This is a genomic window from Kitasatospora sp. NPDC002227 (genome assembly GCF_040296285.1).
GTDB lineage: Bacteria > Actinomycetota > Actinomycetes > Streptomycetales > Streptomycetaceae > Kitasatospora.
In genome coordinates this window covers 20,724-32,861 of record NZ_JBEOWY010000073.1, presented here as the reverse complement: position 1 = coordinate 32,861, position 12,138 = coordinate 20,724, and the positions used below count along the sequence as shown (strand labels likewise).

Here is a 12,138-nt window from a genome sequence, read left to right as displayed (position 1 = left end):
CGACGAACCGCGCTGCGCGCCGGCTCCTCGCTCCCGGTCTCCTCATCTCGGACAAGGTTCTGAAACTGGACATGACGGTCTTTTCGTCCTCCGCGGTAAGTCCGCGGTCGCGCGGACGTTCGACGGGAACGATGAAACCTCAATCGGTGGCGAGTCAAATCCGCCATGACTTATGCCTATATGGGCGATATCTCAGGTAATCAGACGGTGAACGATCTATGAGCTTCGTGCCGGATGGGGCCGTTGTATGGGGAGCATCAAGGTCGGGTTAGGGTCCTCCTCGGCAGTCGCCTGATCAGCTGACTGTTTGTCGATTAATCCATTGGAGATTCATCATGGGGGCTTGGCGTACCCAGACGCCGCTCGCGAGATGGCTGAGAGGAAGACACCCTTGGGTGTCCCTCATAGCCTTCTTGTCCGTTCTGACCACGTTGCTCGTGGCGCCGTCGGTGGAGGCGTGGGCCGCGGCCCGGCCGCACGGCAAGGTGTGGTCGCCGAAGACGCCGTTGACCAGTCAGAAGTCGGTCAAGGGCAAGGATGTGAAGCCGGGTAAGCTCCCGGCGCCGAAGTACCAGGTGCCGGACGAGTGGAAGCCTTCCGCTCCGGCTGCGCCGGTCGCGGCGGGTGCCGCGACGGTGGCGCTGCCGGACGCCGCTCCGGTGCAGGCCGGTCAGCTGCCGGTGAAGGTGGCGCAGGGCGACCGTGATTCGGTGCGTTCGGTGCGGGTCGAGGTGTCGGGTGCGGAGAAGGGCAAGGCCGCCGGTGTCACCGGTCCGGTCGTGGCGCTGACCGATGCTGACACGTCGTCCGCGAAGCGCAGCGTGAAGGTGGCGCTGGACCTGAAGACGCTTCAGGGTGCCGGCTGGGCGGACCGTGCCAAACTGGTGGAGCTGCCGGCCTGTGCGCTGACCACGCCGGACCAGGCGGAGTGTCAGAAGCAGACGCCGGTGGCGTCGAGCGTGGACCCGAAGACGGGTGTGCTGACCGCGCAGGTCTCCCTGGCCGGCGCTTCGGCTCCGGCTTCGGCTCCGGTCAAGAGCTCGCTCCAGGACGCGAGCGGCGGCCACGTGGTGCAGGCGTCGTTCGTCCAGGCGGCGACCGCCTCGACCGCGACCGTGCTGGCGGCGACGAGCACCTCGAGCGGCCCGATGGGCGGCTACTCGGCCTCGCCGCTGTCCTCCTCCTCTGCCTGGGGCTCGGGCTCGAACGTGGGTAACTTCACCTACTCGTACCCGGTCCCGACGCCCGCCTCGATCGGCGGCGCCGGCCCCGCCCTCTCGCTGGGCTACGACTCCTCGATGGTGGACGGCAAGACGTCCGCCCAGAACTCGCAGGCCTCCTGGGTCGGTGAGGGCTGGGACTACCAGCCGGGCTTCATCGAGCGCTCGTACCGCTCCTGCGACAAGGACGGCATCACGGGCTCGGGCGACACCTGCTGGGGCGGCCAGAACGCCTCGCTGAGCCTGGGCGGCCACTCGGGCACGCTGGTGCACGACGACACCACCGGCGCCTGGCGCCTGCAGGGTGACGACGGCTCGAAGGTCGAGCAGCTGACCGGTGCGGCCAACGAGGCCCGGGGCGGTGAGTACTGGCGCGTGACCACCTCGAACGGCATCCAGTACTACTTCGGCCAGAACCACCTGCCGGGCGGCAACCACAGCGACCCGGCGACCAACTCGGTCGAGTACGTCCCGGTCTACTCGCCGAACAGCGGCGACGACTGCTACAACTCCTCGACCGGCAAGGCCTCCTGGTGCCAGGAGGGCTGGCGGTGGAACCTCGACTACGTCGTGGACACCCACCAGAACCTGATCACCTACTCCTACCAGCAGGACCTGAACTACTACTCGCGCGGCGGCGGGCAGAACGGCGGCAGCGGCACGCTGACGCCGTACGTGCGTTCCGCCGAGGTGACGCAGATCGCCTACGGTCAGCGTCTGCCGGAGCAGGTCGCGGCGAACGGCACCGTGAAGCCGGCCGCCAAGGTCCTCTTCTCCACGGTCGAGCGTTGCACCGCCTCGGGTTCGGTGACCTGCACCACCGCGCAGCGTGTGGTGGCGAACCAGTCGAACTGGCCGGACACCCCGCTGGACCAGGCCTGTGCCTCGACGGGTACCTGCACCAACTACTCGCCGTCGTTCTGGTCGCCGCTGATGCTGTCGCAGATCAGCACCCAGGTGCTGGTCGGCTCGGCCTACACCACGGTCGACTCGTGGGCGCTGAACCACAGTTTCCCGGATCCGGGTGACGGGACGAAGCCCTCGCTGTGGCTGTCCTCGATCGTGCGGACCGCGACCAACGGCCAGCCGGCGATCGCGCTTCCGGCGGTCTCCTTCACGGCGCGTGAGCTGGCGAACCGCGTGGACGGGATGGTGCCGGCCGAGCCGGCGTTCAACCGCCCGCGCATCCAGCAGATCACCACCGAGACCGGTGGCAAGATCAATGTGAACTACGCGGACCCGGAGTGCTCGCGGGTCAACAATCACATGCCGTCCTCGGAGGACGGCAACACGATGGCCTGCATGCCGGTGCACTGGTACCTGCCGGGCTCGTCGTCGCCGGACCCGGTGAACGACTGGTTCAACAAGTACCTGGTCACCTCGGTCACCGAGCAGGACGCCGTCACGGGTTCCACGCTGGTCAAGGCGACCAACTACACGTACGGCGGCGGGGCCGCGTGGCACCGCAACGACGGCGAGTTCACCGACCCCAAGGTGCGTACCTGGGACGACTTCCGGGGCTACCAGACGGTCACCACGACCAGCGGTAGCGCCTTCACCGGCGAGGCCCCCAAGACCCAGCAGGTCAGCACCTACCTGCGCGGCATGAACGGCGACGTCCTCGCCAACGGCAGCACGCGCAGCGTCTCCGTCTCCTTCACCCCGTACCCGGGCGCGACCGCGGTCACGGTGACGGACGACAAGTGGCGTACGGGCAGCGTGCTCGGCGCCCAGAGCTTCGACCAGGCCGGCGGTTCGGTGCTGATGGCCTCGTCCACCGTCACGTCGAACGACGTGGTGACGGCGACGCACAAGCAGCAGAACAGCATGCCGGACCTGGTGGCCCGCTACCAGAGCACCAGCACCACGGCCTCCTCCTGGTCGAAGCTGTCCAACGGGACGTGGCGGACCACGAGTTCGGTGACCACCTTCGACCCGAACAACGGCAACCGGCCGATCCAGTCGGACGACAAGGGCGACGGCACCGCCGCCGCTCCGGAGATCTGCACCACCACGAGCTACGCGACCAGCACCAACCCGCTGATCACCTCGCTCGCCTCGGAGGAGAAGGTCGTCGCGGGCCCCTGCGGTACCACCCCGAACGTGGACAACACGCTCAAGGACGCCCGGACCAACTACGACGGCAAGGCCTGGGGCCAGGCCGGCGGCACGACGGACCCGACCAGCACCTGGGCCGTGAACTCCTACGACGCCTCCGGCAACGCGCAGTTCGCGCAGCTGACCTCGGCTTCGTTCGACGTCTACGGTCGCGTGACCTCGGCGTCCGGCCCGGACGGTGTCACCCAGCAGACGGCGTTCACCCCGGCCACCGGCGCGATCCCGACCAAGGTCACGCTGACCGGCCCGATGGGCGCGAGCTGGGCCACCAGCCAGACCATCGACCCGGGTCGCAGCATCCCGCTGGTGTCCACGGACGCGAACAACAACGTCACCACCAAGCAGTACGACGCCCTCGGGCGGCTGACCGGCGTCTGGCAGCCGGACCGCGCGACCAACCTGAGCGCGAACTACAAGTTCTCGTACGCGATCAACGGCGTCACCGCCCCGACCGTGGTCACCTCGCAGGCGATCAACGAGGACGGCTCGTACCAGACCCAGAACCAGCTGTACGACGGTCTGGGCCGGCTTCGTCAGACGCAGAGCACCCCGATCACCGGCGGTGCCGGGCGCCTGATCACTGATCAGGTGTACGACTCGCACGGCTGGGTGATCAAGACCGCCGCGCCGTACTACGACGCCGCGAACCAGCCGAACGGGACGATCTACGGTCCGCAGGACTCGCAGGTCCCCGCGCAGGACTGGATCACCTACGACGGCATGGGCCGCAAGGTGACGGACGCGTTCATGTCCTACGCCCAGCAGCAGTGGGTCTCCACCACGGCCTACCCGGGCGCGGACCGGGTCGACGCGACTCCGCCGCAGGGCGGCGCGCCGACCACCACGCTGACCGACGCCCGTGGTCGCATCACCCAGCGGTGGCAGTACCACGGCAGCACCCCGACCGGTGTCGCCACTGACGCCGACATCACCAACTACACCTACACCGCAGCCGGTCAGCCGCTGACCCGGAAGGACTCCTCGGGCAACACCTGGAGCTACACGCACGACCTGCGTGGGCGCCAGACCTCGGTGACCGACCCGGACACCGGTACGACCAGCACCGCGTTCGACGTCAACTCCCGAGTGGCTTCGACGACGGACGCGAAGAACAAGACGCTGGCGTACTCGTACGACGTGCTGGGCCGCAAGACGGGTCTGTACACCGGGAGCGTCTCCACGGCGAACCAGCTCGCGGGCTGGACGTACGACACCGTGCCGAACGGAAAGGGCATGGTCGCCTCCTCCACCCGCTATGTGGGCGGTGCGAGCGGCAAGGCCTACACCGAGGCCGTGACCGGGTACGACGCGATGTACCGCACGCTGGGCAGCAGCGTGACCATCCCCGGTGGTGCCGGCGGTGAGGGCGCGCTCGCCAACACCTACACCACCAGCAACGTCTACACCCCGGTGCTCGGTTCGCTGGACCACACCAACCTGCCGGCCATGGGCGGTCTGCCCGCCGAGGAGGTCGACTACCTCTACTCCACCACCGGTCTGCTGATGGCCTCGGGTGGCAACAGCACCCTGGTCACGGACGTCCAGTACGACGCGATGGGCCGACCGACCCGCACGACCGTGGGTGACTACGGCACGCAGGTCGTCTCGACCCAGCAGTACGACTGGGCCACCGGCCGCCTGGTGAACTCCTTCCTGGACCGCCAGACCGGTACCACCTCGCTCGACCAGTTCAGCTACACCTACAACCCGGCCGGTCAGATCACCTCGGTGAAGGACCTGCAGAACGCCTCGGCGACCGACCTGCAGTGCTTCACCTACGACTACCTCGGCCGAGTGACCAACGCCTGGACCGACACCGCAGGCACCTCCACCAAGGCGGCTCCGTCCGTCCCGGGCATCGGCGGCTGCAACAACGCGAACGGTCCGACGACCGCCGTCCCGCCGAGCGTCGGCGGCCCGGCACCGTACTGGCAGTCCTACGGCTACGACGCCACCGGCAACCGCACCTCGCTGGTGCAGCACGACGTCACCGGCAGCACCAGTAAGGACGTCACCACCACCCAGACGTTCAACCCGGCGGGCACGGTCAACACCACGACCAACCTGCCGAACACGGGTGGCGGCACCGGCGGCCCGCACGCACTGATGTCGACCTCCACCAAGTCGGCCTCCGGCACGGCGGTGACCAGCTACCAGTACGACCAGCTGGGCAACACCACCAAGATCACCGACCCGACCAGCACCACCACCCTCGCCTGGAACGGCGAGGACAAGCTCGACTCCGTCACCAAGACCGGCCAGACCCCGGGCACCACCTCGTACCTGTACGACGCGGACGGCAACCAGCTGCTCCGCAAGGACCCGGGCAAGACCACGCTCAACCTCGGCTCGGACGAGCTCACCCTCGACACCTCGGTGCCGAACGGCTCGATGACCGATGTCCGCTACTACGGTGGTCCGGGCGGCATCTCCATCACCCGGGTCACCACCGCCACCGGCGGCGGCACTCTCGTCTACCAGGGGTCCGACCCGCACGGCACCAACGGTGTGCAGATCGGCACCGACACTGCTCAGACGGTGACCCGCCGGGCCACCGACCCGTTCGGCAACCCGCGCGGCACCCAGCCCGCGGCCGGGAGCTGGTCGGGTGACAAGGGCTTCGTCGGCGGCACCAAGGACGACGCCACCGGGCTGACCAACCTCGGCGCCCGCGAGTACGACCCCGCCCACGGCCGCTTCCTCAACCCGGACCCGCTCCTGGCCGAGGGCAGCCCTCAGCAGTGGAACGGCTACGCCTACAGCAACAACGACCCCGTCAACCTCACCGACCCGACGGGTCTGAGGCCTGACGACGGCCCCATCGGTGGTGGTGGCGGCGGGGGCTGCCTGTTCTGCGTCAGCGGTGGCAGCACCAACGACTGCGCGAGCAACTGGCACCCGCCGTGCGCCCCGCAGTCCACCACGGTCACGAACGGCACCTCCAGCTCCGACACCGGAAACAGCGGTGACGGCGGTGGTGGCGGCAGCGGCGGTGGTGGCGGCAGCAAGAAGAAGTGCGGCGGCTGGAGCGGCTGGCTCAAGTGCAAGGCCAAGAGCGCGGTTCACACCGTGGTCAAGGCCGTCGAGGACCACCCGGTCATCGCCGTCATGGTTGTCGCCGCAGTCGTCGTCGGCGGGGCGGCGTGCATCCTCGCTTCCGGTGGCGTCTGCGGAGGTGTGCTGGTCGCGGCCGCCCAGGGCTTTGCCGGCGGTATGGAGGTCGGCAGCATGACGGCCGCCGTGGCCGGAGCAGCCATGGGTGCCATAGGCGAGGGTGGAGTAGCGCTCGGCAGTGCCGCAGTTGCGGCGCTTGGCGCTGGAAAGATCGCGTCGGCGGTCGAACAGGCGGCAGGGAAGGAGGCCGCAGCGGCCTCCCGCACCACACAGCCGACCGTCAAGGAGGCCACTTCTGCCAGCAAGGCCGCCCGTCCGAGCAGCAGCTCGGAGAAGCCGGACTGGCAGGGCGAAGGCCCCCACAGCGTCACCCCCGGCGGCCATGCGGTCACCCACGGCTCGACCGGGACCGCTGTCGGCAGCGATGCCCAGACGATGAACAATTTCAAGAACGTGGCCAACGAGGGCATGCACGACGTTGTTGCCCACGGGACCAAGGACGGTTACATCCAGCTGGACGGGGAGCTGACGAACGGCGGTCAGCTGGTCGAGGCGCTTCGCGGCAACCCGAATTACACGGAGGGCCAGCTCTGCCGGCTCATGGTCTGCCACTCCGGAGTCTCCGGTGTCGGGCAGCAGGTGGCGGATGAACTCGGCCTGCCGGTTTTGGCGCCCACCGATCGCGTTGGTACCATGCCGTCCCTCGGCCCAGGCCAGACTCCGGTCATCGACAACGGCGGTGTCTGGAAGTGGCTCTACCCGAGTCAGGGAGGATGATCGTGAAGGTGTCTCGTGTCGGTTTCTACGCTGAGCTGGAGCCTGACCGGCCAGGTTTGTACAGTGGCAGCATCCACGATGCCATCTCTGACGAGCCGTATCCGGACGAGGCCGATCTGGTGGGCTATCTGGGGCGGGGAATCTCGCTGGTCGACATCATGGAGTCCGGACCGGACGTCATTTCGAACGACGAGTACATTGCGGGATGTTCGTCCGTCATGTCCGACGGTTCGTGGATCTGGCGCCTCGATCTCCCGTATTACCTGAGTCGCTATCACCTCCGTCTCGATCCTGAATTCGTGGCGCATGTTCGGGCTTCGAAGTACGAGATCCCGGTGCTGTCTCAAGAGGAAGTGATTCCACTGGCTCGGGAGGTAGTGTTCAACGTGCTCGGTATGCGGCACTGAAAGTTCCTGACCCCTGTTCCTGATCTCCCATGATTGTGGGACACTGAGGCCCCGCCGGATATCTCCGGCGGGGCCTCGGCAGTTTTCGCCGGGAATCCGAATCCCCGGCGCCTGAGCTGCGCGCCGATGAAGGAACTGACATGAAGAGCCGCCTGCTCCTGCTGGTGATAGTGGTGTCCGTCGCGCTCGTCCTGCTGTTGGGCGAGGCCGGTGCGGCGCTCGCGGGTGGGGACGCCGACTCGCAGGCGGGGGGCCGCATTCTCGGGTGGCTGGTCTCGTTGCCGGTCGCGTTGGTGGTGGCGAGTCTGGTCAAGGCCGTGGTGCCGGTGGGATGGTTGCCGGCGGTCGGTGGGACCAGGCCGTCGGCGGGGCGGCGGAACGGGTGGGCGGACCGGCTCGCGGTGCGGCTCGGGCTGGTTGCCAAGGGTTCGACGGCGGACGACGTGGCCGCCGTCCGGCAGGGCAAGGGCGTGCACGTCCGCGCGGTCGTGGTGGAGCCGGCCGAGTCGGGGGCGCTGCTGCTCACCGCCGGGGACGGCGGTGCGGTGCGGATGGCCTGGAAGCGTACGGGCCGCCCGGCCGTGGAGCTGCGGGCGCCGTACCGGGTGTCGGCCGGGACGGCGCGGCACAACCCGCTGGCCGACCGGATGGGCTTCGAGGCCGTCGTGCGGCTCGGCACCCCTGACGGTGTGAAGGTCCTCCGGTTGAAGGAGAGTGACCTCGAGCTGCTCCAGGAACTGGTCAAGACCGCCTGAGCGAGGACGACGGTCGGGGCGTGGCGGCCCCGGCTGCTAGCCTGCTGGGCGTGATCACGTCTGAGATTCGAGTCCGCTTCGCCCCTTCGCCGACCGGCATGTTCCACGTCGGTGGCGCCCGTTCCGCCCTGTACAACTGGGTGATCGCGCGTCAAGGCGGCGGCCGGTTCGTGCTGCGGATCGAGGACACCGACGCCGAGCGGAACCGTCCGGAGTGGACCGACGGGATCCTGCAGGCGCTCGCGGCGATCGGCATCGACGAGCGTGACCCCGCCTTCGAGGGCCCCTACTTCCAGTCGCACAACGCCGACCGGCACCGCGAGGTGGCACAGCGGCTGTTCACCGAGGGAGCGGCGTACTACTGCGACTGCACCCGTGAGCAGACGGTCGAGCGCACCGGCTCCGAGCAGCGCGGCTACGACGGCCACTGCAGTGACCGCGCGCTGGCGTTCGAGCCGGGCAGGGCGCTGCGGTTCCGCACCCCGCGCGAGGGTGTGACCACGGTGGTGGACCTGGTCCGCGGCGAGCCCGCCTTCCCCAACGAGGCGATGGAGGACTTCGTCATCGCCCGTGGCGACGGCTCCCCGCTCTTCGTCCTCGCCAACGTGGTGGACGATGTGGACCAGCGCGTCACCCACGTCGTCCGGGGCGAGGAGCACCTGTCGAACACCCCCAAGCAGCAGCTGCTCTGGGAGGCGCTCGGTGTCACCCCGCCGGTCTGGGGCCACCTGCCGGTGATCGTGAACGAGAAGCGGCAGAAGCTCTCCAAGCGGCGGGACAAGGTCGCCCTGGAGTCCTACCTCGCGGAGGGCTATCTGCCCGAGGCGATGATCAACTACCTGATGCTGCTCGGCTGGGGCCCGAAGGACGATGTCGAGATCCGGCCGTTCGCCGAGCTGGCGGAGCTGTTCCGGCTGGAGGAGGTCAACTCCTCCTCGGCCTTCTTCGACGTCAAGAAGCTGTCGGCGATCAACGCCGAATACATCCGGGCCCTCCCGGTCGAGGAGTTCGTCCGGGCCTGCGAGCCGTGGCTGAAGGCCCCGGCGGCGCCGTGGGCGGAGGAGGCGTTCGACCCGGCCGTCTTCGCCGAGGTCGCCGAGCTGGCCCAGACCCGGATCACCGTCCTCGGTGACATCACCAAGAACATCGACTTCCTCTTCCTCGAGGAGCCGGAGACCGACGGGACCGCCTGGGCGAAGACCATGGGGGAGACGGCGGCGCCGCTGCTGGCCGACGTCCGCAAGCGGCTGGTGGAGACGGCCTGGGAGACCGAGGCGCTCAAGGAGGCCGTCACCGAGGTCGGCACCGCGTACGGCCTCAAGCTGGGCAAGGCCCAGGCTCCGGTCCGGGTCGCGGTCACCGGTCGGACGGTCGGCCTCCCGCTGTTCGAGTCCCTGCAGGTCCTCGGCCGGGAGCGGGTGCTGGCCCGGATCGACGCGGCGCTGGCGAAGCTCGCCTGAACAGGATCACGGCCGCCCGGCGGCGGGCGGCCGAGCACCGGCGCCGGTTCGACGCGCGCTTCGCGGCGTACTTCGACGGCCTGACCGACCCTGCGGGCGGAGCCCTCGACGGGCCGCAGCACGGGAGGTTCCCCGCGCGGGCGCTCGAACTGCTGCGTGACCTGTCCCTGCGCGGGGGCAAGCGCCTGCGGGTGTGCGTCCTGAACGAAGCCGCCGGGCTGGTCGCCGAGGGGTCGCCGCCGGGGCTGGCGGAGGCCGCGATCAGCATCGAGCTGCTGCAGACGCACGGACTGGTCCACGATGACATCATCGACGGCTCGGCCGTGCGCCGCGGCGCGCCCTCCGTGCCCCAGGCCTACCTCGACGAGTACCCGGACCGGCCCGGCACCGCCCTCGGCCTGGCCGTCCTCGCGGGGGACTTGGCGGCCTTCCTCGCGCTGCGCGTCCTGCTCACCACCGGCCTGCCGGCCGGGTCGGCCGCGGCGATGGCCGCCGAGGTGTCCGACGTCGGCGCCAGCACCGTCGTCGGGCAGTTCCTCGACCTGGAACGCGACTTCGGCCCCGTACCGGACCTCGAATTCCTGGACGCCGTCACCGAGTTCAAGACCACCCGGTACTCCGTGCTGACGCCGCTGCGCCTCGGCCTGCTCGCCGCCGGGGCCGACCCGGCCCGGTACGACGGTGAACTGCGCCGGTACGCCACCGCGTTGGGGACGGCCAACATGCTGCGCGACGACTGGCTCGACCTGTTCGGCGATCCCGGTGCGGCCGGCAAGTCCCTCGGGTCCGACCTGCGGTCCGGGCGGCGCAGCTACGTCCTGAGGGCGCTGCTGAATGCCGACCTGGACGGAGCTGAACGGCGGCTGCTGGACGGGGCGTTGGGTGATCCGTGGTGCGCGGAGGCCACCGTCGACCGGGTGCGCGCCATTGCCCGGCGGCACGGCGTAGACCACTCGGTGACGGCCGAGGCCGAACGCCACGCGCGGGAGGCCGCGGCTCTGGCGGGCTCCTGGCACACCCGCTGGCGCGCGGACGCCGTGACCTTCTTCGAGCAGCTGCCCGCCTGGACGGTGGCCCGCGACCACTGATCCCCGTTGGGGCAGAATGCTCACGAACTGATGGTCGGTACGGGGAGCTTCTGTGGGTGCGGACGTGGTGGCGGGGCTGGCCGAGGCGCTCGGGTGCGGCGAGGCGGTGGTCGGCGAACTCGGTTCTGGGCATGCCCGGTTGACGGTGCCTGGCCCGGGAGGGGCGTTCACCGTAGACGTGATCGGGGACCTTCCGGCCGGGCGGGTGGCGCACCTGCTGCCCGGTGGCGGGCTCAGCGTCGCGGCCAACTACTGCACGGCGCAGGGGCGGAGCCTGGCGCGGTTCCTGGCCGACCACGGGTACCTGGTGATCGGGACGACCCCGCGGGAGGACCTGCTGGCGGCCGGTGCGGCCGGGCCGCACTGCGCGGGGTGGGGGCTGGACGGGCACTGGGCCGATCTGACGCGCGTGGTGGCGGCGGCCGAGGCCGTCACCGGGCTGCCGTACGAGCTGTTCGGCCACTCGGCGGGGGCCGCGCTGGCGCTGGCCACCGCCGCCCGCAGCGAGGTCACCGGGCTGCGGCGGGTGGTCGTGCTCGACACCACCGGGCCGTACGACCCGGTGACGGAGCCCGAGTCGGTGGCCCGGGCCGAGGCCCTCGCCGGGCAGTTCCAGGCGCAGCTGGACGCGGGCACCTGGGTGCTCGACCCCGGCCTGAAGGCACTGTTCGCCCGGGCGGCGGCCGAGCCGGCCGGGCCGAGCGGGGTGCCGCGACCGGCCGGCGGGCCGGGGCAGTTCAGCAACCTCGGGCTGGTGCACTACGCGCTGACCCACACCCGGGAGCTGCCCGGGCCGGCGAACTGGATCTACCACCGTGGCCACAGCAGCGGCAGTTACACCTTCGGCCCCGGCCCCGGGCAGGACCGGTTCGCGCTGGACCGGACGACGGTCGGAGTGTGGGCGGAGGCGGTCGGCCGCTGCGGGAGCGGCCTGCAGCCGACGGCCCTGCTGCGGGACCTGGCGTCCGTGTGGGCCGGGGGGCGGTTGATCGACTGGGCGGCGATCCGGGCCGAGGTGCTCTGGGTCAACGCCGAACTCGGGCGCGGTGACCACCCGTTGGGCGCCGAACTGATCCGGCGGGGCGGCTCCCGGGTGGACTGCCGGGTGGTACCGGGGTACGGCCACGGGGACGTGGTGTGGGGCGCGACCGCCGAGGCCGACATCTGGACCTCGCTGCTGCCGTAGTGGTGGGCCGCAG

Annotated in this window: 6 protein-coding genes; all 6 read left to right on the top strand. The window is 69.9% G+C overall.

Annotation, left to right across the window (positions count from 1 at the left end):
- The first annotated feature begins 413 nt into the window (after positions 1-413).
- The 6 genes from ABT095_RS36440 (at position 414) to ABT095_RS36415 (ending at position 12,125) form a co-directional block, all read left to right on the top strand.
- Complete coding sequence (locus ABT095_RS36440; protein ID WP_350533899.1) at positions 414-7,229, top strand: RHS repeat domain-containing protein; 6,816 nt, start codon at positions 414-416, stop codon at positions 7,227-7,229.
- Positions 7,230-7,231: 2 nt separating this feature from the next.
- Positions 7,232-7,636: a hypothetical protein gene (locus tag ABT095_RS36435; RefSeq protein ID WP_350533898.1), complete on the top strand. Its 405-nt coding sequence runs from the start codon at positions 7,232-7,234 to the stop codon at positions 7,634-7,636.
- A gap of 140 nt (positions 7,637-7,776) precedes the next feature.
- On the top strand, positions 7,777-8,391 hold the full coding sequence (locus ABT095_RS36430) for a hypothetical protein (protein ID WP_350533897.1): 615 nt from the start codon (positions 7,777-7,779) through the stop codon (positions 8,389-8,391).
- Between the two features lie 50 nt (positions 8,392-8,441).
- Positions 8,442-9,851 carry a glutamate--tRNA ligase gene (gltX, locus tag ABT095_RS36425; protein WP_350533896.1) on the top strand — a complete coding sequence of 470 codons (1,410 nt, stop codon included), beginning with the start codon at positions 8,442-8,444 and terminating at the stop codon, positions 9,849-9,851.
- Entirely contained in the window at positions 9,848-10,939 is a 1,092-nt protein-coding gene (locus ABT095_RS36420) for a polyprenyl synthetase family protein (RefSeq protein ID WP_350533902.1), read from the top strand. The genes gltX and ABT095_RS36420 overlap by 4 nt, the downstream gene beginning before the upstream one ends.
- A gap of 52 nt (positions 10,940-10,991) precedes the next feature.
- On the top strand, positions 10,992-12,125 hold the full coding sequence (locus tag ABT095_RS36415; RefSeq protein WP_350533895.1) for a thioesterase domain-containing protein: 1,134 nt from the start codon (positions 10,992-10,994) through the stop codon (positions 12,123-12,125).
- Positions 12,126-12,138 lie beyond the last annotated feature (13 nt).